The 22,185-nt window shown below is 58.9% G+C and carries 25 protein-coding genes and 1 pseudogene; 16 read left to right on the top strand and 10 right to left on the bottom strand.

Translation table 11 applies throughout. From position 1 onward, the window contains the following. Positions 1 to 7: 7 nt before the first annotated feature. From ACYZT0_RS16055 to ACYZT0_RS16045, 3 genes are all read left to right on the top strand, one after another. Positions 8 to 613 carry an arylesterase gene (locus ACYZT0_RS16055; RefSeq protein ID WP_462042076.1) on the top strand — a complete coding sequence of 202 codons (606 nt, stop codon included), beginning with the start codon at positions 8 to 10 and terminating at the stop codon, positions 611 to 613. Between the two features lie 56 nt (positions 614 to 669). Further along, on the top strand, positions 670 to 963 hold the full coding sequence (locus tag ACYZT0_RS16050; protein ID WP_462042075.1) for a hypothetical protein: 294 nt from the start codon (positions 670 to 672) through the stop codon (positions 961 to 963). Positions 964 to 1,064: 101 nt separating this feature from the next. Next, on the top strand, positions 1,065 to 2,039 hold the full coding sequence (locus tag ACYZT0_RS16045; RefSeq protein WP_462042074.1) for a L,D-transpeptidase family protein: 975 nt from the start codon (positions 1,065 to 1,067) through the stop codon (positions 2,037 to 2,039). A gap of 124 nt (positions 2,040 to 2,163) precedes the next feature. On the opposite strand, the gene oprI is transcribed toward ACYZT0_RS16045, so the two are convergent. Then, the gene (gene oprI / locus ACYZT0_RS16040; RefSeq protein WP_002553018.1) at positions 2,164 to 2,415 is read right to left on the bottom strand and encodes an outer membrane lipoprotei OprI; all 252 of its coding nucleotides are present in this window, start codon (positions 2,413 to 2,415) and stop codon (positions 2,164 to 2,166) included. Between the two features lie 636 nt (positions 2,416 to 3,051). On the opposite strand from oprI, the gene ACYZT0_RS16035 reads away from it, so the two are divergent. Beyond that, positions 3,052 to 3,339, top strand: coding sequence for a GNAT family N-acetyltransferase (locus ACYZT0_RS16035; RefSeq protein ID WP_008057026.1), 288 nt, complete (start codon positions 3,052 to 3,054; stop codon positions 3,337 to 3,339). A gap of 63 nt (positions 3,340 to 3,402) precedes the next feature. Here ACYZT0_RS16035 and ACYZT0_RS16030 read toward each other — a convergent pair whose 3' ends face one another. Next, positions 3,403 to 4,479: a 3-deoxy-7-phosphoheptulonate synthase gene (locus tag ACYZT0_RS16030; RefSeq protein ID WP_462042073.1), complete on the bottom strand. Its 1,077-nt coding sequence runs from the start codon at positions 4,477 to 4,479 to the stop codon at positions 3,403 to 3,405. A 128-nt stretch (positions 4,480 to 4,607) separates the two neighbouring features. Continuing rightward, positions 4,608 to 5,051: a PilZ domain-containing protein gene (locus ACYZT0_RS16025; RefSeq protein WP_462042072.1), complete on the bottom strand. Its 444-nt coding sequence runs from the start codon at positions 5,049 to 5,051 to the stop codon at positions 4,608 to 4,610. Here ACYZT0_RS16025 and ACYZT0_RS16020 point away from each other — a divergent pair. The 5 genes from ACYZT0_RS16020 to cysB all read left to right on the top strand — a co-directional run bounded on the left by ACYZT0_RS16020 (position 5,050) and on the right by cysB (position 9,166). Next, positions 5,050 to 5,436 (top strand): YbbN family protein, encoded by a 387-nt coding sequence (locus ACYZT0_RS16020; RefSeq protein ID WP_462042071.1) that lies wholly within the window; start codon positions 5,050 to 5,052, stop codon positions 5,434 to 5,436. The two genes, ACYZT0_RS16025 and ACYZT0_RS16020, sit on opposite strands and share 2 nt — an antisense overlap. Next, positions 5,433 to 6,389: a putative 2-dehydropantoate 2-reductase gene (locus tag ACYZT0_RS16015; protein ID WP_462042070.1), complete on the top strand. Its 957-nt coding sequence runs from the start codon at positions 5,433 to 5,435 to the stop codon at positions 6,387 to 6,389. Before ACYZT0_RS16020 ends, ACYZT0_RS16015 begins: the two co-directional genes overlap by 4 nt. A gap of 25 nt (positions 6,390 to 6,414) precedes the next feature. Next, complete coding sequence (locus ACYZT0_RS16010) at positions 6,415 to 7,320, top strand: 5'-nucleotidase (protein WP_462042069.1); 906 nt, start codon at positions 6,415 to 6,417, stop codon at positions 7,318 to 7,320. 94 nt (positions 7,321 to 7,414) lie between these two features. Beyond that, positions 7,415 to 7,918 (top strand): universal stress protein, encoded by a 504-nt coding sequence (locus ACYZT0_RS16005; RefSeq protein WP_462042068.1) that lies wholly within the window; start codon positions 7,415 to 7,417, stop codon positions 7,916 to 7,918. A 273-nt stretch (positions 7,919 to 8,191) separates the two neighbouring features. Next, positions 8,192 to 9,166: an HTH-type transcriptional regulator CysB gene (cysB, locus tag ACYZT0_RS16000; protein WP_449645428.1), complete on the top strand. Its 975-nt coding sequence runs from the start codon at positions 8,192 to 8,194 to the stop codon at positions 9,164 to 9,166. 9 nt (positions 9,167 to 9,175) lie between these two features. Here cysB and ACYZT0_RS15995 read toward each other — a convergent pair whose 3' ends face one another. After that, a complete protein-coding gene (locus ACYZT0_RS15995; protein WP_462042067.1) occupies positions 9,176 to 9,658 on the bottom strand; it encodes a GreA/GreB family elongation factor in 483 nt (160 codons plus the stop codon). Between the two features lie 14 nt (positions 9,659 to 9,672). Then, positions 9,673 to 10,083, bottom strand: a complete 411-nt coding sequence (locus ACYZT0_RS15990) for a hypothetical protein (protein WP_462042066.1) — start codon at positions 10,081 to 10,083, stop codon at positions 9,673 to 9,675. Positions 10,084 to 10,207: 124 nt separating this feature from the next. Here ACYZT0_RS15990 and earP point away from each other — a divergent pair, with 124 nt between their 5' ends. Continuing rightward, on the top strand, positions 10,208 to 11,350 hold the full coding sequence (gene earP / locus ACYZT0_RS15985) for an elongation factor P maturation arginine rhamnosyltransferase EarP (RefSeq protein ID WP_462042065.1): 1,143 nt from the start codon (positions 10,208 to 10,210) through the stop codon (positions 11,348 to 11,350). A gap of 48 nt (positions 11,351 to 11,398) precedes the next feature. Further along, the gene (locus ACYZT0_RS15980) at positions 11,399 to 11,968 is read left to right on the top strand and encodes an elongation factor P (RefSeq protein WP_028619992.1); all 570 of its coding nucleotides are present in this window, start codon (positions 11,399 to 11,401) and stop codon (positions 11,966 to 11,968) included. A 184-nt stretch (positions 11,969 to 12,152) separates the two neighbouring features. Here ACYZT0_RS15980 and ACYZT0_RS15975 read toward each other — a convergent pair. Together ACYZT0_RS15975 and ACYZT0_RS15970 are read right to left on the bottom strand one after the other, a co-directional pair. Continuing rightward, positions 12,153 to 12,347: pseudogene (locus ACYZT0_RS15975) on the bottom strand (alpha/beta hydrolase); the annotation flags it as partial. Positions 12,348 to 12,432: 85 nt separating this feature from the next. Next, a complete protein-coding gene (locus ACYZT0_RS15970; RefSeq protein WP_462042064.1) occupies positions 12,433 to 13,389 on the bottom strand; it encodes a LysR family transcriptional regulator in 957 nt (318 codons plus the stop codon). A 127-nt stretch (positions 13,390 to 13,516) separates the two neighbouring features. Here ACYZT0_RS15970 and ACYZT0_RS15965 point away from each other — a divergent pair, with 127 nt between their 5' ends. Then, the gene (locus ACYZT0_RS15965) at positions 13,517 to 14,251 is read left to right on the top strand and encodes a sulfite exporter TauE/SafE family protein (protein WP_462042063.1); all 735 of its coding nucleotides are present in this window, start codon (positions 13,517 to 13,519) and stop codon (positions 14,249 to 14,251) included. Here the strand turns inward: ACYZT0_RS15965 and ACYZT0_RS15960 are convergent. Next, the gene (locus ACYZT0_RS15960; RefSeq protein WP_462042062.1) at positions 14,241 to 15,095 is read right to left on the bottom strand and encodes a LysR substrate-binding domain-containing protein; all 855 of its coding nucleotides are present in this window, start codon (positions 15,093 to 15,095) and stop codon (positions 14,241 to 14,243) included. The two genes, ACYZT0_RS15965 and ACYZT0_RS15960, sit on opposite strands and share 11 nt — an antisense overlap. 96 nt (positions 15,096 to 15,191) lie before the next feature. Between ACYZT0_RS15960 and ACYZT0_RS15955 the strand changes: the two genes are divergently transcribed. Together ACYZT0_RS15955 and ACYZT0_RS15950 are read left to right on the top strand one after the other, a co-directional pair. Next, the gene (locus tag ACYZT0_RS15955) at positions 15,192 to 15,407 is read left to right on the top strand and encodes a DUF1127 domain-containing protein (RefSeq protein WP_462042061.1); all 216 of its coding nucleotides are present in this window, start codon (positions 15,192 to 15,194) and stop codon (positions 15,405 to 15,407) included. 62 nt (positions 15,408 to 15,469) lie between these two features. Further along, the gene (locus ACYZT0_RS15950) at positions 15,470 to 16,699 is read left to right on the top strand and encodes a winged helix-turn-helix domain-containing protein (RefSeq protein ID WP_462042060.1); all 1,230 of its coding nucleotides are present in this window, start codon (positions 15,470 to 15,472) and stop codon (positions 16,697 to 16,699) included. A 113-nt stretch (positions 16,700 to 16,812) separates the two neighbouring features. Here ACYZT0_RS15950 and ACYZT0_RS15945 read toward each other — a convergent pair whose 3' ends face one another. After that, on the bottom strand, positions 16,813 to 18,159 hold the full coding sequence (locus tag ACYZT0_RS15945; protein ID WP_462042059.1) for a class II 3-deoxy-7-phosphoheptulonate synthase: 1,347 nt from the start codon (positions 18,157 to 18,159) through the stop codon (positions 16,813 to 16,815). A 152-nt stretch (positions 18,160 to 18,311) separates the two neighbouring features. Here ACYZT0_RS15945 and ACYZT0_RS15940 point away from each other — a divergent pair, with 152 nt between their 5' ends. Further along, positions 18,312 to 19,067, top strand: coding sequence for a spermidine synthase (locus ACYZT0_RS15940; protein ID WP_462042058.1), 756 nt, complete (start codon positions 18,312 to 18,314; stop codon positions 19,065 to 19,067). Positions 19,068 to 19,241: 174 nt separating this feature from the next. Here the strand turns inward: ACYZT0_RS15940 and ACYZT0_RS15935 are convergent, their stop codons facing one another. Then, complete coding sequence (locus ACYZT0_RS15935; protein ID WP_462042057.1) at positions 19,242 to 20,033, bottom strand: crotonase/enoyl-CoA hydratase family protein; 792 nt, start codon at positions 20,031 to 20,033, stop codon at positions 19,242 to 19,244. A gap of 422 nt (positions 20,034 to 20,455) precedes the next feature. On the opposite strand from ACYZT0_RS15935, the gene ACYZT0_RS15930 reads away from it, so the two are divergent. Further along, entirely contained in the window at positions 20,456 to 22,129 is a 1,674-nt protein-coding gene (locus ACYZT0_RS15930; protein ID WP_309677529.1) for a DEAD/DEAH box helicase, read from the top strand. The last annotated feature ends 56 nt before the right edge of the window (positions 22,130 to 22,185 follow it).

The raw sequence follows: 22,185 nt of genomic DNA, 5'->3' as shown, positions 1-22,185 counted from the left end.
GAATCCGATGCGTGTGTGGTTTTTGAGTGCTGGCTTGGCCTTGATGTGCATGGCCCAGAACGCAGCGGCGGGTACAGTCCTGATCGTTGGCGATAGTATCAGCGCGGGTTTCGGGCTGGATACCCGGTTGGGATGGGTCTCCCTGCTCGAGCAACGGCTCAAGCGTGAAGGTTTCGACGATAAGGTGGTCAACGCGTCCATCAGCGGCGACACCAGTGCCGGAGGCCAGGCGCGCCTGCCCGCGCTGCTTGCAGCGCATAAGCCTGAGTTGGTAATCCTCGAGTTGGGCGGCAACGATGGCCTGCGCGGGTTGCTGCCAACGCAATTGCAACAAAACCTTGCGGCGATGATCGATAGCTCCCGCGCCAGTGGCGCCAAGGTGCTGCTGCTCGGCATGCAATTGCCACCTAATTATGGCGTTCGTTACACCGAGGCCTTCGCGAAGGTCTACAGCACGCTGGCCAACGAGAAAAAGATCCCGTTGGTGCCGTTTTTTCTCGACGGCGTGGGCGGTCATCCGGACTTGATGCAAGCCGACGGCTTGCATCCGGCTGTCGGGGCTCAGGACAAGTTGCTGGAAAATGTCTGGCCGACACTGAAACCGCTGCTTTGACGCTTTTCTAGTGGCGGTGTTTCGGCTAAGGTGGCGCCCCCGATTTGGAGCCCCCGATGCCACGTCCTGCCTGGTCCCTTTTTGCTTACCAACTGATCGAGCCTGACGACCAGCTGGATCTGTTCGCCTGCCAGGAAGTGCGGGTACATCTGGTGACCCGTCAGCTGGAGCTGGGCGGCTCGGCGGACCGGACCTTATGCGGCAGCCTGCTGCCAGCACAACCGCGCTGGTCGGGCGTCGACCGCCGAGTGTTCCAGGACCAGCGCCTGTGCTCGCTGTGCCGGGCCATTCTGGAATCGCAAAAACGCGGCACATCGCCGATCTGGCCAGAGCTGCGTTTCGAGCTATAGAGCCCGATACATTGCTTGCTATCGGTCAACTCCCCGATTTTCCAGACGCCGGTGTACAATCCCGTTTTATACCCTTGTCGATCATGCGAAGGATTTTCCGGATGTTGCCGCGCTTTTCTGCCGTCACCCGCTGCCTGTCTCTCGCCGCCCTCTGTGTGGCGGGTCCCGTAGCAGCATTGGAGCTGCCCCTGCCACCACCCGGTGAAGACATCATCGGTCAGGTCCAGGTGATCAAGGCCAAGTACGAAGACACCTTCGCCGACCTTGGCACCACCTACGATTTGGGCTATTCGGAAATGGTCGCGGCCAACCCAGGCGTCGATCCATGGTTGCCGGGCGCTGGCACCGAAGTGGTGCTGCCGACGCGCTTCATCCTGCCGCCGGGTCCGCGTGAAGGTATCGTCATCAACCTGGCCGAGTACCGTCTCTATTACTTCCCGAAAGGCCGGAACGTGGTGTACACCTTCCCGCTGGGTATTGGCCGTGAAGGCTGGGGCTCGCCGATTGCCCATACCAGCATCATCGCCAAGACGCCGAACCCGACCTGGACCCCTCCAGCGTCGATCAAGGCCGAGCACGCCGCTGACGGCGATCCGCTGCCGAACGTGGTGCCGGCCGGTCCAGACAACCCGTTGGGGCCGTTCAAGTTCACGCTGGGCACTCCGGGCTACCTGATCCACGGTTCGAACAAGAAGTTCGGCATCGGCATGCGCACCAGCCACGGTTGCTTCCGCATGTTCAACAACAACGTGCTGGAGATGGCGGGCATGGTGCCGGTCGGCACGTCGGTACGCATTCTCAGCGATCCGTACAAATTCGGCATCAGTGGCGGCAAGGTGTATCTGGAAGCGCACACACCGCTGGACGACAAGGGCAACCCCTCTGTGGTCGACAAGCACACCGCGGTGATCAATGCGATGCTCAAGCGTGAGGACATCACCAACAACCTGCGGATGAACTGGGATGTGGTGCGCGATGTGGTTGCCGCTGAAGATGGCCTGCCGGTGGAAATCGGAGTGCCGAATAATGCTTCCGCGCCGATGGTGACGAGTGCACCGATCGACCCGCTGCAGTAATGCTTGAACAGAACCCGCCGACGCTGACTGCGTCGGCGGGTTTTTTATGGCCTGCACAAAACACCGGGCAATAAAAAAGCCGACCCAAAAAATGGGTCGGCTTGATAACAATCCCGAAGGATTATTACTTGCGGCTAGCTTTGTCCAGCATGCGCAGAGCACGCTCGTTAGCTTCGTCAGCAGTCTGTTGTGCTTTTTGAGCAGCAGCCAGAGCTTCATCAGCTTTACGGTAAGCTTCGTCTGCACGAGCCTGGGAGCGAGCAGCTGCGTCTTCAGTAGCTGTCAGACGTGCTTCGGTTTCTTTCGATACGCTGCTGCAACCGGTAGCCAGAACTGCGGCCAGAGCCAGAGCAGAGAATTTCAGAACGTTGTTCATCGTGTTCCCCTTCAAGGACTTTCTATTAAGTAGCTGTCTCCTCAGAGTGAGGAAATAGCCGGCGTACATACTACCCATTACTTGTCGTAAGTAAACTGACGTATGGCAAGAAGCAAAAAAAATTGTAGGCGTTGATTCTTTTTCGAGCAACTTTTAACTGCATTGTTTAAAAAATATCCAGCTGGGAGGCCCGAGCTGAGCGAGGCGCCGAAAAAAGTTTCGCGCGCTCACAGCTCTTTTCCGAGTCTCGGCTAAAGTCTGTCTAGATGGATTCGTCTACACTTTTGTTCGGATTTTGCGTGGTGCCTCTCATATCTTTCTCCATGTTCAGGTGACTTTAACAAAGGGCGCTCGTCTTAAGTCTCAACATCCGGCAATGTTCAGGCTATCGACCTTCAGAGATATTCGGTCGAGCCATCTCTGCGTATTACGGAGCAGCACCGCCAACCCGCGTGATGACGAGCGTACCTTGAGCATTTCTGCCAATGGTGCCTACTATTTGATACGTGCTCGGTTGCGCGAGATAGGTGCAGCTCTTCTCGGTGTCCATGCAGGCACGGGGTGGCGTAGATGTTTCTTCGCCGGAAAAACATCGGTAAGGTAGGGGTCAGAATTCCAGACCCGCGAGGAGTAGTGATGAGCGAGGCGTTGTCCATCCACCATGACCAGGCTGGTCATCAGTTCGAGACCAATGTGGACGGTCATCGTGCCTACCTGACCTATATGGACCTGGGGAAACAGACCCTGGATATCTATCGCACCTTCGTGCCCAACGCACTGCGTGGTCGCGGCATTGCGGCAGCGTTGACCGAGAAGGCGCTGGAGTACGCTGAGGAAATGGGCTACACCGTCATTCCATCGTGTTCCTACGTGGAGCGCTACATGGAGCGTCACCAGCGGCATGCGGCCAAGCTGAGCCAGTAAACCGTACACATAAAAAAACGCCGGGTTAAGCCCCGCGTTTTTTTTGTGCGCGAAAAACGGTGATCAGGTGCGATCACGTTTTGGCAGCACATCCTTGAGCTTGGCATGCATGCTGCGCAAGGTGTTTTCGGTGGCGGACCAGTCGATGCAGGCATCGGTGATCGACACGCCGTATTGCAGGTCGGCGAGGTCTTTCGGAATCGACTGGCAACCCCAGTTCAGATGACTTTCGACCATCAGGCCGATGATCGACTGGTTGCCTTCGAGGATCTGGTTGGCGACGTTCTCCATCACCAGCGGTTGCAGGGCCGGATCCTTGTTGGAGTTGGCGTGGCTGCAATCGACCATGATGTTCGGCTTGATCTTCGCCTTGTTCAGCGCTTGCTCGCACAGTGCGACGCTAACCGAATCGTAGTTCGGTTTGCCGTTGCCACCCCGTAGCACCACGTGGCCGTAGGCATTGCCCTTGGTGGTGACGATCGACACGCCACCTTCCTGGTTGATACCGAGGAAACGGTGCGGGCTGGAAACCGATTGCAGCGCGTTGATCGCTACGGTCAGACCGCCGTCGGTGCCGTTCTTGAAGCCGACCGCCGAGGACAGGCCGGAAGCCATTTCACGGTGAGTCTGGGATTCAGTGGTGCGCGCACCGATGGCCGACCAGCTGATCAAGTCCTGCAAGTACTGCGGGGAGATCGGGTCGAGGGCTTCGGTCGCGGTCGGTAGGCCCATCTCGGCCAGGTCCAGCAACAACTTTCGGCCGATGTGCAGACCGTCCTGAATCTTGAAGGAGTCGTCCAGGTACGGATCGTTGATCAAACCTTTCCAGCCGACGGTAGTGCGTGGCTTCTCGAAATACACGCGCATGACCAGATACAGGGTATCGGACACTTCGGCCGCAAGCGCCTTCAGGCGTTCGGCGTATTCATGGGCCGCCTTGATGTCGTGGATCGAGCAAGGCCCGATGACAACAAAGAGGCGGTGGTCGGTGCCATCAAGAATGTTGCGAATGACTTCGCGTCCCTTGGTGACGGTGCGCAGAGCAGCCTCGCTCAGTGGGATATCACGCTTGAGCTGATCGGGAGTGATCAGTGTCTCGTTGGAGGCGACGTTTAGGTCGTTGATCGGTAAATCAGCCATCGTTTACTCGTCAGGTCACGGGTGCCGGCCGCCAGCGAACCCGCGCGGCGGAGCACAGCAAATTAAGCGCGTCGGGGAGCCGAACCTTAGCGCGTTACGCGCCTGCTCGACAATGGGCAGACACCGGTTTAATCCAGCACAGCCTGTGCAAATGCCTTGCGAACCGTGTCCTGAGAGAACTCATCGGCGTGCTCCTGGACCCATTCGAGGGCCAGGGCTTGAGTTTCCTGCAGATCGTCGTGCGCGTCATGCAGGCGACAGTAACGTTCGATCTGGCACACCTGCTCGCCCATTCGGGCACTGAACATCATCTGCTCATCAACAAAGGCAATGCCTACCAGATAGCCGCGCTTGCGTCGCAGGCACCAAGCCACATAGCCCAGAAAACGCAAGTCGGGGTTTAAGGTAGGCATGCGCACTTCCAGCGCCGTACCGTGGCGCCATGCCCGGTGATAATTGCAAGCCATGCCCCCGAGGCTGATAGTGTGCAGCTGGTCCCGCGAAATACACTCAGGTTTGAGCAACGTTAATTCGACGGGCACATCGTCAGGGTGAGGAATAAAACGTCCCATGAACACGGACTCCATGTGTCGGCCATCTGACATTGTTTCCCCCAGTATAGTGGTCGAATTGGAACTGACTGATTTCGACGCCGACCAACGGCTGCTGGCGATGAGCGGTGTGTCGCTGGTTATTTTCACCAGTGTCGGCTGCGCCAGTTGCCGTTTTGCCCGTGAGCAGTTGCCACGACTCGATCTGAACGTTGATCGACTGTGCTGGATTGATGCGGGGAACAATGGTGGCGTGGTCGAGCGTTATCAGGTCTTTTACTTGCCGTCGCTGTTTGTGGTGCGCGAAGGTGAATTCTACGGGGCACTAAAATCGCGCCTGACCCGCACCGAGCTCAATGAGGCCGTAGGTCATGCGTTGAGTCGAATTGCAGAGGAGTTGCCATGATGGGGGCAGTGACCAAACCGACAATTGGTATTATCGGCACCGGCGCGATCGGCGGGTTCTACGGGTTGATGCTGGCGCGTGCCGGTTTCGATGTGCATTTTCTATTGCGCAGTGAGTTTTCGGCCGTTGCCGAGCACGGATTGCAACTCGACAGTGCGGTACACGGCGCGCTGACGTTGAATCCGGTTCAGGCCTATTCGACGGCCGAAGACATGCCGCCCTGCGACTGGTTGCTGGTCGGCGCCAAAACCACCAGCAACGCGGATCTGGCACCGGCCATCGTTCAAGCGGCGGCACCGAATGCCAACGTGTTGTTGCTGCAAAACGGCCTGGATGTCGAAGACTGTCTGCGCGCGTTACTCCCCGATTCGCTGCATGTGCTCGGTGGGCTCTGCTATATCTGCGTCCATCGCGACGGACCAGGTGTCATCACCCATCAGGCGCTCGGCGCGGTGAATGTTGGCTATCACAGCGGACCCGCAGCCGATGAGCAGGCACGCATGGCGATTGTCGAAGAGGGCGCCGGGCTGTTCCGCGCCGCCGGCATCGACTCCCAGGCCATGGCGAACCTGCATCAGGCGCGCTGGCAAAAACTGGTCTGGAATATCCCTTACAACGGTCTGTCGGTACTGCTTGGGGCGAGCACTACGCCATTGATGGCCGATGCCGACAGTCGGGAGCTGATCAAGGCTCTGATGGCTGAAGTGGTTCAAGGCGCAATCGTCTGCGGTCACGACGTACCCGCTGGATATGCCGACCATCTGTTCATGGTGACCGAGAAAATGCCCGACTACTGGCCGAGCATGTACCACGATTTTCTGCACAAGCGACCGCTGGAGCTGGAGGCGATTTACGCCCGGCCCCTGGCGGCGGCCAAAGCGGCAGGATGCGAATTGCCGCGAATCGAAGCCTTGTATCGCAGTTTGAGTTTTATCGATCGACGTAACACTTGAGTCGATCAACCTTGGGGAGATGGGCATGGCAAAAACGATCGACGACAAACTGGTGCTGGCGATTTCTTCGCGTGCGCTGTTCGACCTGAGCGAAAGCCACAAGGTCTATCTCTCGAGTGGTGTCGAGGCCTATCGGCAATATCAGATCGAACACGAAGATGAAATTCTCGAGCCCGGCGATGCATTCCCGCTGGTACAGAAACTTCTGAATCTCAACGCCAGCCTCGGCCGTGCCCGGGTCGAGGTGATCCTGGTGTCGCGCAACAGTGCCGACACCGGCCTGAGGGTGTTCAATTCGATCCACCACTATGGCTTGGCGATTTCCCGCGCGGCGTTTGTCGGCGGGCGCAGTCCTTATCCGTACCTCAAGGCGTTTGGCTGCGACCTGTTCCTCTCGACGCATGCCGAAGACGTGCGCAGTGCACTGGATGCCGGGTTCGCCGCGGCGACCATTCTGTCGGGTGGCGCCAGCCGTGCGGCCAGTGATGAATTGCGCATTGCCTTCGATGGTGACGCGGTGCTGTTTTCCGACGAATCGGAACGCGTCTATCAGTCCGGTGGTCTGGAAGCGTTTCAGGCCAGCGAGCGCGAAGCCGCCCGCGAGCCGTTGCGCGGTGGGCCGTTCAAGGGCTTCCTCGCGGCCCTCAATCTGTTGCAACGTGAGTTTCCCGATGACGCCTGTCCGATCCGTACGGCGCTGGTGACTGCGCGATCGGCGCCGGCCCATGAGCGGGTGATCCGCACCTTGCGCGAATGGGACATTCGTTTGGACGAGTCGCTGTTTCTGGGCGGCCTGACCAAATCGGCGTTTCTCGAAGCCTTCGCCGCCGATGTGTTTTTCGACGATCAGGCCGGTCACTGCGAGTTGGCCCGCGAGGTGGTCGCCACCGGTCACGTGCCCCATGGCATAAGCAACGAGCAAAAGGTTTAAGCCCAAGGTTCAACGCGTTACGCGGGACGTCGTACTCGCCAAGGCACTGCTAAGCTGAATCAATCTCGGCCATGTTGGTAATCGAGGAGGTCATATGATTCATTCGATGCTGTATGCCACTGACCTCGGCCTGTATGCACCGTTGGTGATGCAACATGCCCTAGCGCTGGCGCGGACATTTAATGCTGACCTCTACGTGGTGCACGCCGTTGAACCGATGGGGTTGTTCGCCGAATCGGTGCTTCAGAGTTACCTCGATGAGCAGGCGTTGAACGAGTTTCACAGCCAGGGTCTGAATACGGTGATTGCCAATATCGAGCAGCGGGTACTCGACAGCTTTCGTGAAGAACTGGGGGGCGAAGGGGAGCAGGACCTGGAACGAATTAAAGCGGTGCGGGTGCTTCAGGGCGACCCGTCGCAGGTGATTCTCGACCAGGCGCAGAAACTCTCCGTGGATTTGTTGATCGTAGGTAGTCATAGCCATGGTGCTGGCGCGGAAACGCCTTTGGGCCGGACTGCAGCGCGGGTGTTGCAACTGTCTCGGGTACCGGTCTATCTGGTGCCGCTGGTGGAACGTCGTCGCCAAGGGGATCGTTAGTGTCCTGCCTCGCAAATACTGTTCCTTTTTGACGGCGTCCGTTTCTGCCATGCTGCGTTGCCGCTCCTCGCCATAGCGGGCTATGACTCGTCGCGGCGCCTTGCCTGGCAGTAACAGCCACTCGTCAAAAGAGGAACGTGTTCACGAGGCAGGGCACCAGAACACGAATAGTGGCAGTTTGATAAAAAAGTTCTAGATTTATTCTTCAAACCATCAATATAGTTATATCCCGTCGCTGATGCCCGTGGCGTCTACCTGCTTTGAGGGATTCATATGAAGCTTCAACAATTGCGCTACATCTGGGAAGTGGCGCACCACGACCTCAACGTTTCCGCTACAGCCCAAAGCCTTTACACGTCGCAACCGGGCATCAGTAAGCAGATCCGCCTGCTGGAAGACGAATTGGGGGTCGAGGTATTCGCTCGCAGCGGCAAGCACCTGACCCGCGTCACCCCGGCCGGCGAGCGCATCATCACCACTGCCGGTGAGATCCTGCGCAAGGTTGAAAGCATCAAGCAGATTGCCCAGGAATTCTCCAACGAGAAGAAAGGCACCCTGTCGATTGCCACCACGCACACCCAGGCGCGCTATGCATTGCCACCGGTGATCAGCAATTTCATCAAGCAATACCCGGACGTGGCCCTGCACATGCACCAGGGTTCGCCGATGCAGATCGCCGAAATGGCCGCTGATGGCACCGTGGATTTCGCCATTGCCACCGAAGCGCTAGAGCTGTTCGGTGATCTGGTGATGATGCCGTGCTATCGCTGGAACCGCTGCGTGGTTGTGCCTCACGGCCACCCGCTGACCAAGCTGTCGAAGTTGACCCTCGAAGCCCTGGCCGAATACCCGATCGTGACTTATGTGTTCGGTTTCACCGGCCGTTCGAAACTCGACGAAGCCTTCAGCCATCGCGGCCTGACGCCAAAAGTGGTGTTTACCGCCGCCGACGCCGACGTGATCAAGACTTACGTTCGCCTGGGTCTGGGCGTGGGCATCGTGGCGAAAATGGCGGTCGATGCCAAACTCGATAGCGACCTTGTCATGCTTGATGCCAGCGATTTGTTCGAATCCAGCATCACCAAAATCGGTTTCCGTCGTGGCACGTTCCTGCGTGGTTTCATGTGCGATTTCATCGAGAAGTTTGCCCCGCACCTGACCCGCGAAGTCATGGCCAAGGCCATCCAGTGCCACAACAAGCAGGAATTGGAAGAGCTGTTCGACGGCGTCGAACTGCCGGTCCATTAATATCCCTTTCTACACCACCTCGGTAACAGAAAACTGTTGCCGAGCACCCGCCACCAGAATCTCCACCTCGTCCCCTTCGAACTTGCCCAGCAGACTCTTGCCCAGCGGTGAGCGAGGTGTGATGACGGTAATCCATTGCCCCACCACGTCGACCTTCAAACCCGCCGCGTCGGGGGCCAGGAACAGCCATTGTTCACGTCCCTTTTCGTCTGCGAGACCGAGCAGGGCGCCGATTTCGATACCGCGCTGATCGTCGTAAGGGCGCAGCGTCAGGTTCTGGCAAAGCGTCAGTGACTGCCTGATTTCTTCCACCCGTCTGGCTTGCCCGGCTGCCAGATAAGAGGCTTCCAGCCCTAGTGTGTCGTACTTGTTCTCGGCGATGTTTTCTTCGTGGGTCGCGGTTTCGTAAGCGGTTTGCGCGGCACGCTCGGCGATGTCGAGATCGATCCGCAGCTTGTCGAGAATCAGTTGGTGGACGGTGGGCTTGTGCATGGTCAGGTTCATGATCAATCGCAGAATTGCTGGACGTTGGCGCGGCTTTTTTCGCTCGGTGCGGTCTGGTCCTGTTGCAGCCAAAACTGGCATTTCGGATTGGCCAGATTACGGCTGCTGCTGCGCGCCTGATCCAGCCTTTGCTGCTGCTCGTTTTTGCGCAGGTTCTCTTCGTATTGTTCGAACAACGGGCTCTGCGCAGGAATGTCCGGCACCGGTTGCACCACCATCGGCGGTTTGGCCAGTTGTTCTATCGCCGCAGCCACGGGCGCCAATGGCTCGTTGAACAGCAGGCGAGAGGCGAGCCAGCACGTCAGCGCGATCGCGATAAACCCCAGCCACACACCCAGGGCAATGCTGCCGGTCAGTTGCAAGGCGCTGAGCTGGATCGGCAACGGGCGGCGCGGGTTTGGACGGTAGGGCATGGCTGCCTCCTGGCGGGTGGTCGCGGGCGAGTGGCGATTGTCGCATGAAGATTAATCGCCGTCGGCTCTTCTGCACGGGGTAATTTATGGGGACAATCGGCGCCTTTGCCAACGGGAGCCTGGAATGCCTGAAATGAAAGCCCGCTGGGATATTTTCTGCACAGTGGTCGACAACTTTGGCGACATCGGCGTGACCTGGCGTCTGGCCCGACAATTGGTGGCCGAGCATTCAGTGACGGTGCGCTTGTGGGTCGATGATCTGCGGGCCTTCGAGAGGTTGTGCCCGGAAATCGACATCAACGCCTCACAGCAGTGGCAACAGGGCGTCGAAGTGCGTCAGTGGACGGCCGACTGGCAGCCCACTGACGCCGCTGATGTTGTGATCGCCGCGTTCGCCTGCCAATTGCCGAGTGCTTACATGGACGCCATGACCGTGCGGGAAAAACCGCCGCTGTGGATGAATCTCGACTATTTGAGTGCCGAGGACTGGATCGTCGGTTGCCACGGTTTGCCGTCGGTGAAGTACAAAAGCGTACAAAAATTCTTTTTCTTCCCAGGATTCCAGAAGGGCACGGGCGGCTTGCTGCGTGAAAGCGGATTGCTTGAGCGTCGTCAGCAATTTCAACAAAACCCCGAGTCCCAGCGAGAATTCCTGCAGGGTTTAGGGATTGATCGCGCCCAAGGTGCGCAGTTGGTCTCGCTGTTTGCCTACGAAAATAAAGGGCTGGCCAGTTGGTTCGATGCAATGGCTGCCGACTCGACGCCCACTCATCTGCTGGTGCCCGAAGGTCGGATTCTTGGGGATGTCGAGCGTTGGCTCGGTGTGGACGGTCTGGTGGCCGGCGCCGTGCATGTGCGCGATGCCTTGACCGTGCAAGTGCTACCATTCGTCCGACAGGACCAGTATGACCTGCTGCTGTGGTGCTGCGATTTCAACGCCGTGCGTGGTGAAGATTCCTTTGTCCGCGCCCAATGGGCGGGCCGGCCGCTGCTCTGGCACATCTATCAGCAGGACGAAGACATCCATCTGGACAAGCTCGAGGCCTTCCTCGCTCTGTACACAAAAGAACTGTCGGAGCCTGCCAGAGAGGCGATCAGCGGTCTTTGGCATTCGTGGAATGCCGGTGAAACAATGTCCGACCACTGGCTGGCGACCCGCAAACACTGGCCAGAACTGCAAAAACACGCCGAAGCGTGGTGTCTGGAACAGGCCTTGCAGGATGATCTTGCCGCAGCGCTGGTACAGTTTTATGTAAATTGGATATGATACGCGGCCTAGATTTTTGTAAATCCCATCCAAATTCGGATATTCGCAATGAAAACTGGTAAAGAACTGAAACCCGGTACCGTGATCCGTCTCGAAAACGATCCTTGGCTGGTTCAGAAAGCTGAATTCACCAAGTCTGGTCGTAACAGCGCGATCATGAAGACCAAGCTGAAAAACCTGCTGACCGGTTACAAGACCGAGATCGTTTACAGCGCCGACGACAAACTGGACGACGTAATCCTCGACCGCAAAGAAGCGACCCTGTCCTTCATCAGCGGCGACACCTACACGTTCATGGACACCACCGACTACACCATGTACGAGCTGAACGCTGAAGACATCGAAGCCGTTCTGCCTTTCGTTGAAGAAGGCATGACCGATGTTTGCGAAGCGATCTTCTTCGAAGAGCGTCTGGTTTCCGTAGAACTGCCGACCACCATCGTGCGCGTAGTTGACTACACCGAAGGTTCGGCTCGCGGCGACACTTCCGGTAAGGTGATGAAGCCTGCCAAGCTGAGCAACGGTACTGAGCTGCAAGTTGCTGACTTCATCGAAATCGGTGACAAGATCGAGATCGATACCCGCGAAGGCGGTTCCTACAAAGGCCGTGCTAAATAAGCACCGCTTCAGGAATGAAAAGCCCGACCATTGAGTCGGGCTTTTTTGTACCTGCCAGAAATATGCTAGAACCCCTGTAGAGCGAGGCTTGCCCGCGAAGGCGGTGTGTCAGGTACGCCGCCTTCGCGGGCAAGTCGGATCGCCGCACCGCTCGCTCCTACAAGGTGTTGTCATTTGAGGTGTTGTAGTTGTCGCCGTGGAAGAACATGAACACCGGCAGCGGGCCTTTGACTCCGGCCGGCCGGACGATGGTCAAGTTGAGTGGTTGGCCGTCGACTTGAATGGTCCTCTCGCTGACATCGGCTTGTGGCAGCGTCAGTTTCACCCCGGCTTGCGCGCCGACCAGCACGGCGCGGGCTTCTTTTGGGGTAAGTTGTTCTCGCAATATGAATTTTTGAAGAAAGTGGGCAAAAGACGATAGGGTCGTGAACGAGTACTCGCGAGCGTATTGAGTTAGAGCTAGGCTAGTGCTGATCGAGGGTGTTTTGCAGCGCCAGATCCCACGGCGGGATCGGGCTGAAGCGGGTCTTCAGGTATTCCAGTAACAATCGACTGCGGGAATTGGGTTGTTGCTCCAGGCGCAGCGCATAAATGCCGGTGGTCTCCGGCGATGGCAGGCCGTTTTCGCAAAACAGTGGCAGCAACTCGCCGCGCAGCAAGTATTCGCTGGCCAGCCAGGTCGGCAAGTGCGCGATACCCAGCCCGGCCAATGCACCGCAAACCAGCGCCTCGGCATTGTTGGCACTCATGCGGATGCGCGCCGGGCGGTGCAAGTGCATCTGCCCACCCCGTTCGAAACGCCAGGCGAACGGCGGGGCCAGGCCATCCCAATCGAGCCCGTCGTGCTCAATCAGCTGCGTCGGATCGGTTGGCACGCCACGCCGTTGCAAATACTCGGGGCTGGCGCAGGCAATGCGCACCATACTCGCCAGCGGCGTGGCCACCAGCCGGGTATCGGCCATTTGCCCGGCGCGCAGCACCAGATCGACCTTACCCAGATTCAAACCCTGCATGTCGACGAAACTGTCGATCAGGTGCAACTGCACGTCGAGGCCTGGGTAGAGCATCAGAAAATCGGCAATTACCGGCGCCAGATGTCGCCGCCCGAACGCTGCTGGTGCATCGATCCGAATCAAGCCTTCCGGTGCGCTGCTCAAAGATACCGCTTCAGCCCGAGCCAGCCGCAGTTCAGCCACAATACGCCGTGCGCGTTCGGCAAAAGCCAAACCTGCCGGGGTTGCGCGCACCGCGTGGGTGCTGCGAATGAACAACTGGCTGCCGACAGCGTTTTCCAGGCTGTCGATGCGCCGCGCCACCGCCGAAGGCGTCAGCGGGTGGCGGCGGGAAGCGGCAGAAAAACTGCCGGTTTCCAGCACGTCGAGGAACAGACCTAGCTGTTCGGTCAATTGATTGGGGTTCATGGTGTTGTCTGCGCTTATGCGAAGTTGGCATAGCCATTGTGCGTTGCTATGCGTTTCCCCGCCAGCGCCGACTGCGTAGGATGAGTAGCCTGACGTGAGGGGAAAATCGCCTGTGATTGAGTTTTTGATGTACCTGGTCTTTGGTGCCGCCCTGGGCACCCTCGGTGGGTTATTCGGCATTGGCGGTGGTTTGATCGCGATCCCGCTGCTGGGCGTGTTGTTCGGCCTCGATCAGCAGGTTGCCCAAGGCACGGCGCTGGTGATGGTGGTGCCCAACGTGATGCTGGCGCTGTGCCGCTATCACCAGCGTAATCGCATTGAATTGCGCCATGCGCTGCCATTGGCTTCGATGGGTTTCTGTTTCGCCTGGATCGGTTCGATTTGGGCGGTCGGCATTGATGCGCAAACCATGCGCGTAGGATTTGTTGCGTTCCTGATTGCCCTGTCGGCCTACAACCTGGTGCGAATGTTCTGCGCCACTACACCGGCGTCTGCGCAGATGAATTATTCATGGCCATGGCTGGGCGTCCTCGGCGCCGCCTCCGGCACCATGGGCGGGTTATTTGGCGTGGGCGGGGCGGTGGTGGCAACGCCGGTGCTGACCAGTCTGTTCGGCACCAGTCAGGTGGTTGCGCAGGGTTTGTCGCTGGCGCTGGCGTTGCCGAGCACGGGTGTCACGCTGGTGACTTACGCGGTGCACCATCAGGTGGACTGGATGATCGGCCTGCCGTTGGCGGTCGGTGGTCTGATGAGCATCAGCTGGGGTGTGAGGATCGCCCACGCACTGCCGGAGCGGTTGCTGCGCGGATTGTTCTGCGGTTTCCTGGTGTTTTGCGCGGTGATGCTCGCCCTTAAAGTTTGAAACCTTCGACGATGTGTTCGGCCAGGCACTCGGTGATCGGCGAGGGGTTATGCAGGTTGCGCACCAACATGATGCTGGCTTCTGGCAGGATCGGCAGGTCTTCGGCTTCACCGAGAATGCGCATGTCATGAGTGACGAGGCTTTCCAGTTGCGCGGTCACCGCCAGGCCGGCACTGACTACCGCCATGATGGCCGACAGGCTGTCGCTGTTGTATGCCACGCGGTAATCGCGACCCATGGCATCAAGCGCATTGCAGGCCCATAGGCGGCAGAAGCAATCACTGTTGAACATCGCCAGCGGCAGCGGCGTTTGCTCGTGGGCGCTGAAACATTGCGCCTCGGCCCATACAAAGCGCTCTTTGCGCAGCAACTGGCCGATTTCGTTGCCCGGCTCACGGGTGACGATGGATAAGTCCAAATCCTGGCGCAGCAGCAATTGTTTTGATGATTCGCAGTGCACTTCGATCTGGATGAGCGGATACGACTGCGCAAATCGCCGCAGAATCCCCGGCAAAAAACGCATCACGTAATCGTCCGGAGTGCCGATGCGCACCATGCCGACCATGTGCGGCTCGCGCAAAGTATTGAACACCTCACTGTGCAGCTTGAGGATGCGCCGGGCATAGCCGAGCAACACCTGCCCTTCAGCCGTCAACCGTACCTGCCGTCCGTCGCGCTGGAATAATTGACGCTGTAACACATCCTCTTCCAGCCGCTTCATCTGCATGCTCACGGCGGATTGAGTGCGGTTGACCAACTCGCCAGCCCGGGTAAAACCGCCCTGGTCGGCGATGGCGACAAAGGTGCGCAGCACTTCGGTGTCGATACTTGGGTAGGCGGACATTCATCAATCTCCGAGATGTGTTACATCAGAAACATTCGTTGGATTGATCTTAGCCCCGGCGCGACACTTGAGCCATCCCAAACGGAGGGCGACACGATGAAAGGTCACCATGAATATCCAGCAGTAGAAAAACAATCGATCCACCTGGTATCCAATCTGCTGCACAAATTCAGTCGCTGGTACGAACTTCATCGGGAGCGCGAGTTGTTGGCGAGTCTGAGCGATGAAGCACTGAAGGACATCGGTATGAGCCGTGCGGATGTGGAGTTCGAGTCGGTCAAACCATTCTGGAATGACCCGATGCAAAAATGAGCAAAGCACAACTACAAACCGTCTCCCGGTGAGGTAGGTTGCGAGCAGACAAGGAGATGCTCATGCCCGCAACAGTGTCCTTTTCCATCAAACAGGCTCGGCGTCTGGCGCTGGCTGCCCAAGGGTTCAACGGGCGCCAGCCGCCAGCGGCGATCAAACCGGTTCAGCTCAATCGTCTGATTGAACGGTTGGGCATTCTGCAGATCGATTCAGTCAATGCGTTGGTGCGTTCGCACTACCTTCCCTTGTTTTCCCGCCTCGGCAATTACTCATCCGACTTGCTCGATCAGGCCGCCTGGAGTTCGGGCCGGCGGCGCACGCTATTCGAATATTGGGGCCATGAAGCCTCGTTGCTGCCCTTGTCGATGTACCCGTTGATGCGCTGGCGCATGCTGCGCGCGACCCGTGGCGAAGATATTTACCAACAATTGGCACGTTTCGGTTGTGAGCAGCAGGACACGATTCGTCGGGTGCTGGCCTCGGTTCAAGAGCTGGGCGCGCTGGGTGCCGGAAGCCTGTCGACCCGTCAGGAGCGGGCAGGCCCCTGGTGGGACTGGAGCGCGGAAAAGCATGCGCTGGAGTGGTTGTTCGCCGCCGGTGAAGTGACCGTGGCCGGGCGGCGTGGGTTCGAGCGGCTTTATGATCTGCCGGAGCGGGTGATTCCTTCGGCGATTCTCCAGCAGCCGTTGCTCTCGGAAGCTGAGGCCCAGCGAGGTCTGTTGCGACATGCGGCGAATGCCTTGGGGGTGGCGACTGAAAAGGACCTGCGCGATTATTTTCGCCTGAGTCCCAGTGATGCCCGTCCGCGCTTGGCGGAACTGGTGGAGGCAGGTGAATTGCTGAGCTGTGAAGTCCAGGGCTGGCGGCAACCGGCTTATTGCCTGCCGGAGCCGAAAGTGCCGCGCAAGGTTGAGGCCAGCGCCTTACTTTCGCCGTTTGATTCGCTGATCTGGGAGCGCAGCCGCACTGAGCGCCTATTCGATTTTCGCTATCGGCTGGAGATTTATACGCCGCAGGACAAGCGGGTCTATGGCTATTACGTGTTGCCGTTTTTGCACAATGAACGGATTGCCGCACGGGTAGACCTGCGCGCCGAGCGGGCGCTGGGCAGACTGGCGGTGCACGCTGTGCATGAGGAAGAGCCGGGGCTGGATGACGAGGGGATGCTGGCGTTGGCGGTTAATCTGCGGCGGATGGCCGATTGGCTGGGGCTTGAGCGAGTTCAGTTGAATTGTCCGCGGGCGAGTGCGGCGCGGTTGCGGGTGGCATTGGCCAGTATTGGCGGTGACTGAGCTGACGCCTTCGCGAGCAGGCTCGCTCCCACAGGATTAGCGCCAGACACATAATGTGTGATCGACGCCGGCCATTGTGGGAGCGAGCCTGCTCGCGAAGGGCGCGACGCGATTTAGCGCCGAACCTGTTTCAGGGTCTCGGCAATCAAAAACGCCAATTCCAGCGACTGATCGGCATTCATCCGCGGATCGCAATGGGTGTGATACCGGTCCGACAACCCGTCTTCGGTAATCGGCCGCGCGCCACCAATGCACTCGGTGACGTTCTGCCCGGTCATCTCGATGTGGATGCCGCCGGCATAAGTGCCTTCCGCTTCGTGAACCTGGAAAAACTGCTTCACCTCTCCAAGAATTTGCGCGAAGTCGCGGGTCTTGTAGCCGCTGCTGGCCTTGATGGTGTTGCCGTGCATCGGGTCGGAACTCCAGAGCACCTGCTTGCCTTCACGCTGCACCGCGCGGATCAACGCCGGCAAATGATCGCCAACCTTGTTTGCGCCCATCCGCGCAATCAGGTTCAAACGACCCGGATCGTTGTCCGGGTTGAGTACATCGATCAGGCGAATCAGGTCTTCGGGGTTCATGCTCGGGCCGACTTTGACCCCGATCGGGTTGTTCACGCCGCGCAGGAACTCGACGTGAGCGCCGTCGAGCTGACGGGTGCGGTCGCCGATCCACAGCATGTGCGCCGAGCAATCGTAGTAATCGTTGGTCAGGCTGTCGCGACGCACGAAGGCTTCTTCGTAATTCAGCAACAGCGCTTCGTGGGCGGTGAAGAAACTGGTTTCGCGCAGTTGCGGCGAGCTGTCCATGCCGCAGGCGCGCATGAACGCCAGGGTTTCATCAATGCGATCGGCCAAGTGGCTGTACTTCTCGGCCAGCGCCGAATTGGCGATGAAGTCCAGGTTCCACTTGTGCACCTGATGCAGGTCGGCGAAACCGCCCTGGGCGAAGGCGCGCAGCAGGTTCAGGGTCGCGGTGGACTGGTGATAGGACTGCAGCAGGCGCTCCGGGTCCGGCACGCGGCTTTTTTCATCGAAACCGATGCCGTTGACGATGTCGCCACGGTAGGCCGGCAGGGTTACGCCGTCGATGGTTTCGTCGTTGGCCGAACGCGGTTTGGCGAACTGCCCGGCCATGCGCCCGACCTTGACCACCGGGCAACCCGCGGCGAAGGTCATGACGATCGCCATTTGCAGCAGGACTTTAAAGGTGTCGCGGATTTTCGCGGCGGAGAACTCGGCGAAGCTTTCAGCGCAGTCGCCGCCCTGCAGCAGAAACGCGCGGCCCTGGGTCACTTCGGCAAACTGACGGCGCAACTCCCGGGCTTCACCGGCAAACACCAGCGGCGGATAACTGGCCAGCGTTTGCTCGACTTGCAGCAAATGTGCTGCGTCGGGGTAGTGGGGTTGTTGCTGGATCGGCAAGGCGCGCCAGCTGTCAGGGCTCCAGGGTTGGCTCATCACGGTCTCTAGTGTTTTACGCTCGGGCGGTCATGTTATCAGCAATTAGTGCGTGACCTGTTCCCGTCGCTTCGCGGACAATCGCGCCTTTGCCGCTGTATACCAGCAGTTTTATTGCGTTTGCCGGGGCCCGGTAACGATCAGGAGACGAAATGACTGAGGAGCGCGTCGAGCATCTGCTCGCTGAGGTGCAGGATGAGTTCGGCGTGATTCGCGTGCTGGAAGTGGCCGATTACCGCTTTCTCGAGTTCGGTGATGCCATCGAGCAGAGCTGCGTGTTCACGGCTGACCCGAGCTGGCTCGAATACGATTACACCCGGGCGATGCTGATTGGCGCGTTGTGCCACGAGCAGCCGGAAAGCGCACTGTTCCTCGGCCTCGGTGCCGGCACCCTGACCCAGGCCTGCCTCAAGTTTCTGCCGCTGGAAGACGTCGAAGCCATCGAACTGCGGCCCGACGTGCCGCGCTTGGCCATTGAATACCTTGGGCTGGATGACGATCCGCGGCTGTATATCCGGGTGGGCGATGCGCTGGAGTTGCTCGATACCGCTGAGCCGGCGGATCTGATTTTCGTCGACCTCTACACCGATGTCGGGCCGGGTGTCGGGCACCTTGCCTGGAATTTCCTGGAAAACTGTCAGAAACGCCTGAATCCGGGTGGCTGGCTGGTGATCAATCAGTGGGCCACCGACGATGGCAAGCCGTTAGGCGCGGCGTTGTTTCGCGGGCTCTATCACCGGCATTACTGGGAACTGCCGGTGAAGGAGGGCAATGTGATTCTGATCGTGCCTTCGGAGCTGGATCAGGAACTGGACATGGATGGCTTGAACGCCCGGGCCGAAGGGCTGGCGCCGCGTTTGGGGTATTCGTTGCAGTCGTTGATCAAGGCAATCCGCCCGGCGACTTGATGCGGTGAGGTCACCTGTGGCGAGGGGATTTATCCCCGTTGGGCTGCGATAGCAGCCCCAAAACCATTCAACCCGGTGCCATCAGGTAAATCGCGCCGACCGACTTTACGACTGCTCCGCAGCCGAACGGGGCGGTGCGGCGTTCCGATAAATCCCCTCGCCACAGGTTGGACGTCAGCAGCCTTTGAAAATGCCCGGTCGCTTCTCGATCATCGACCGCACGCCTTCCTTGGCATCCTCACTGGCCAGCAACTTCCTCACCAGCGGCGGCAATCCCTGTGCCGCGGCTGTTTCTCCTTCATAACGTGCCTGCCTCGCAGACATCAACGTCGCCTGAACCCCAAGCGGCGCCTGCCGGGCAATTCGCTCAGCCAACTCAATTGCCCGTGGCAGCAAATCCTCGCTGGCCATGACTTCCTGCACCAAACCAAGGTGCAACGCTTCATGGGCATCGAATTCATCGCCGGTCAGCAGCCAGCGCATGGCATTGCCCCAGCCAGCGACCTGATGCAGGCGCAACGTCGCGCCGCCGAACGGGAAGATCCCGCGTTGCACTTCTTTCTGGGCGAAGCGGGTGTTGCTGGCGCACAGGTTGATATCAGCGGCCAGCATCAATTCGATACCGATGGTCAGGCAGTAGCCTTGCGCGGCGACAATCACCGGTTTGCTGACTCTGGGGCCAGCGAATACACCCCACGGATCGCAGCCGCCGGGCGGTGCCTGCCAGCCTTCAGCCAGGGCCGCGCTGGCACTGACCAGATCCAGCCCTGCGGTGAAATGCTCACCATGGCCGAACACCACCGCCACCCGCGCTTCGCTGTCGGCCTCGAACTCGCCATAGGCCAGGCTCAGTTCGTTGAGCAGATCAAGGTCGAAGGCGTTGCGTTTGGCCACCCGATCCAGGCCGATCATCAGGACATGACCGTGCCGTTCACGGCTCACACGACTGGAGCAGGGCTGATTCATGGTGCATTTCCTCGGGCGGGAAGGGATACGTGAGACCGCAGGTCTGCGTCACAAGGGTGAACCGTTTTAGCGCGATCGCCAGCAGGGCTGGGCCTTTGCAAAATAGACCGTTGCACGATGATCCGCAAAGCGTGTGACAGAACGCTGTACGCGGTAGTTTTCCGACAAATAAAGCTCCCTTTTTGGGCTATTTCCGGTATAGTGCGCGCCGGCCTTTAACCGGGCCGCGTTTAGGTAGCGCAATTTCCCGAAGTCAGCTTCGGCTGCACGTCCGCACAGCGGACTCTCCCTTGACGAATCTTTTTCATTCATTCGTTTTCGCAAATCCCCGCCGACAAAGCAGCCAGGGCGACTCTTGAGTCTTACACGGCATGCGCAGCTTTGGAGCATGGGTCTTTGCGGATGCACTTAGAGGCAGACCCATGACCCAGGAAACCGGCGGCTTCGCCGCTTTTAATCTTAATCCGAATATTCTTGCAGCCGTCATCGCGACTGGCTACGAAGAGCCTTCGGCTATTCAGCATCAATCGATCCCGATCATCATGGCCGGCCACGACATGATTGGTCAGGCGCAAACCGGTACGGGTAAAACCGCTGCGTTCGCCCTGCCGATCCTGCATCGCATCGATCCTGCTAAGCGCGAGCCGCAAGCCCTGATCCTGGCGCCAACCCGTGAGTTGGCGCTGCAAGTAGCAACCGCTTTCGAAACCTACGCCAAGCAAATGCCGGGCGTTACCGTTGTGGCCGTTTACGGCGGCGCCCCTATGGGTCCACAACTGAAAGCAATCCGTAATGGCGCACAGATCGTTGTCGCCACTCCGGGCCGTCTGTGCGACCACCTGCGTCGCGACGAAAAAGTCCTGTCGACCGTGAACCACCTGGTTCTCGACGAAGCGGACGAAATGCTCAAACTGGGTTTCATGGACGACCTCGAAGTTATCTTCAAGGCTCTGCCTCCAACCCGTCAGACCGTATTGTTCTCGGCTACCTTGCCGCAGTCGATCCGTGCCATTGCCGAACGCCATCTGCGCGATCCGCAACACGTGAAGATCCAGACCAAGACTCAGACCGTTACCGCGATCGAACAGGCTCACCTGTTGGTTCACGCTGACCAGAAGACCTCGGCTGTATTGAGCCTGCTGGAAGTTGAAGACTTCGATGCCCTGATCATGTTCGTGCGCACCAAGCAAGCGACCCTGGACCTGGCCAGTGCCCTGGAAGCCAAAGGCTACAAAGCCGCTGCGCTGAACGGTGACATTGCTCAGAACCAACGTGAGCGCGTGATCGAATCCCTCAAGGATGGCCGTCTGGACATCGTTGTGGCGACCGACGTTGCTGCTCGTGGCCTGGACGTTCCGCGCATCACTCACGTGTTCAACGTTGACATGCCGTACGACCCAGAGTCCTACGTTCACCGTATCGGCCGTACTGGCCGTGCCGGTCGCGAAGGTCGTGCACTGCTGCTGGTGACTCCACGTGAGCGCCGCATGCTGCAAGTGATCGAGCGTGTAACCGGTCAGAAAGTTGCCGAAGTTCGCCTGCCGGACGCTCAGGCCGTTCTCGATGCCCGCATCAAGAAACTGACCAACAGCTTGTCGCCGCTGGTGGCTGATGCCGAATCGACTCACGGTGATCTGCTGGATCGCCTGACTGCCGACATCGGTTGCACCCCGCGTGCACTGGCCGCTGCTCTGCTGCGCAAGGCGACCAACGCTCAGGCGTTGACCCTGGCCGCGATCGAGAAAGAACGTCCACTGGTGCCGAACAACGCACCGCGTGGCGATCGTCCAGAGCGTACCGGTGATCGTCCGGACCGTGGTGATCGTGAGCGTCGTGCTCCGGTTGCATTGGCCGAAGGCCGTGCTCGTTGCCGTACCGCGCTGGGTGCGCGTGATGGTATCGCTGCCAAGAACCTGCTGGGCGCTATCCTCAACGAAGGTGGCCTGGCTCGCGAAGCAATCGGTCGCATCCAGGTGCGTGACAGCTTCAGCCTCGTCGAGCTGCCGGAAGATGGTCTGGAAAAACTCCTGACCAAACTGAAGGACACTCGCGTTGCTGGCAAGCAGTTGAAGCTGCGTCGCTACCGCGAAGATTAATCCGCCCCCGGGCTGATTGATCGAACATAAAAAATCCCCGACAGGTTCGGGGATTT

The organism is Pseudomonas sp. ZS1P83, assembly GCF_054897825.1.
This window is presented reverse-complemented; position numbering and strand designations above follow the sequence as displayed.

Coding starts and splice junctions, on each gene's coding strand:
- ACYZT0_RS15955 (WP_462042061.1), top strand. CDS start 15,192: ATGAAAGGTCACCATGAATATCCAGCAGTAGAAAAACAATCGATCCAC.
- ACYZT0_RS15935 (WP_462042057.1), bottom strand. CDS start 20,033: ATGAATCAGCCCTGCTCCAGTCGTGTGAGCCGTGAACGGCACGGTCAT.
- ACYZT0_RS16030 (WP_462042073.1), bottom strand. CDS start 4,479: ATGGCTGATTTACCGATCAACGACCTAAACGTCGCCTCCAACGAGACA.
- ACYZT0_RS16015 (WP_462042070.1), top strand. CDS start 5,433: ATGATGGGGGCAGTGACCAAACCGACAATTGGTATTATCGGCACCGGC.
- ACYZT0_RS16050 (WP_462042075.1), top strand. CDS start 670: ATGCCACGTCCTGCCTGGTCCCTTTTTGCTTACCAACTGATCGAGCCT.
- ACYZT0_RS16055 (WP_462042076.1), top strand. CDS start 8: ATGCGTGTGTGGTTTTTGAGTGCTGGCTTGGCCTTGATGTGCATGGCC.
- ACYZT0_RS15945 (WP_462042059.1), bottom strand. CDS start 18,159: ATGAGCCAACCCTGGAGCCCTGACAGCTGGCGCGCCTTGCCGATCCAG.
- ACYZT0_RS15995 (WP_462042067.1), bottom strand. CDS start 9,658: ATGCACAAGCCCACCGTCCACCAACTGATTCTCGACAAGCTGCGGATC.
- ACYZT0_RS15965 (WP_462042063.1), top strand. CDS start 13,517: ATGTACCTGGTCTTTGGTGCCGCCCTGGGCACCCTCGGTGGGTTATTC.
- ACYZT0_RS15980 (WP_028619992.1), top strand. CDS start 11,399: ATGAAAACTGGTAAAGAACTGAAACCCGGTACCGTGATCCGTCTCGAA.
- ACYZT0_RS16010 (WP_462042069.1), top strand. CDS start 6,415: ATGGCAAAAACGATCGACGACAAACTGGTGCTGGCGATTTCTTCGCGT.
- earP (WP_462042065.1), top strand. CDS start 10,208: ATGCCTGAAATGAAAGCCCGCTGGGATATTTTCTGCACAGTGGTCGAC.
- oprI (WP_002553018.1), bottom strand. CDS start 2,415: ATGAACAACGTTCTGAAATTCTCTGCTCTGGCTCTGGCCGCAGTTCTG.
- ACYZT0_RS16035 (WP_008057026.1), top strand. CDS start 3,052: ATGAGCGAGGCGTTGTCCATCCACCATGACCAGGCTGGTCATCAGTTC.
- ACYZT0_RS15950 (WP_462042060.1), top strand. CDS start 15,470: ATGCCCGCAACAGTGTCCTTTTCCATCAAACAGGCTCGGCGTCTGGCG.
- ACYZT0_RS15970 (WP_462042064.1), bottom strand. CDS start 13,389: ATGAACCCCAATCAATTGACCGAACAGCTAGGTCTGTTCCTCGACGTG.
- ACYZT0_RS16020 (WP_462042071.1), top strand. CDS start 5,050: ATGAACACGGACTCCATGTGTCGGCCATCTGACATTGTTTCCCCCAGT.
- ACYZT0_RS16005 (WP_462042068.1), top strand. CDS start 7,415: ATGATTCATTCGATGCTGTATGCCACTGACCTCGGCCTGTATGCACCG.
- ACYZT0_RS15940 (WP_462042058.1), top strand. CDS start 18,312: ATGACTGAGGAGCGCGTCGAGCATCTGCTCGCTGAGGTGCAGGATGAG.
- ACYZT0_RS15930 (WP_309677529.1), top strand. CDS start 20,456: ATGACCCAGGAAACCGGCGGCTTCGCCGCTTTTAATCTTAATCCGAAT.
- ACYZT0_RS15960 (WP_462042062.1), bottom strand. CDS start 15,095: ATGTCCGCCTACCCAAGTATCGACACCGAAGTGCTGCGCACCTTTGTC.
- ACYZT0_RS16025 (WP_462042072.1), bottom strand. CDS start 5,051: ATGGGACGTTTTATTCCTCACCCTGACGATGTGCCCGTCGAATTAACG.
- ACYZT0_RS16045 (WP_462042074.1), top strand. CDS start 1,065: ATGTTGCCGCGCTTTTCTGCCGTCACCCGCTGCCTGTCTCTCGCCGCC.
- ACYZT0_RS15990 (WP_462042066.1), bottom strand. CDS start 10,083: ATGCCCTACCGTCCAAACCCGCGCCGCCCGTTGCCGATCCAGCTCAGC.
- cysB (WP_449645428.1), top strand. CDS start 8,192: ATGAAGCTTCAACAATTGCGCTACATCTGGGAAGTGGCGCACCACGAC.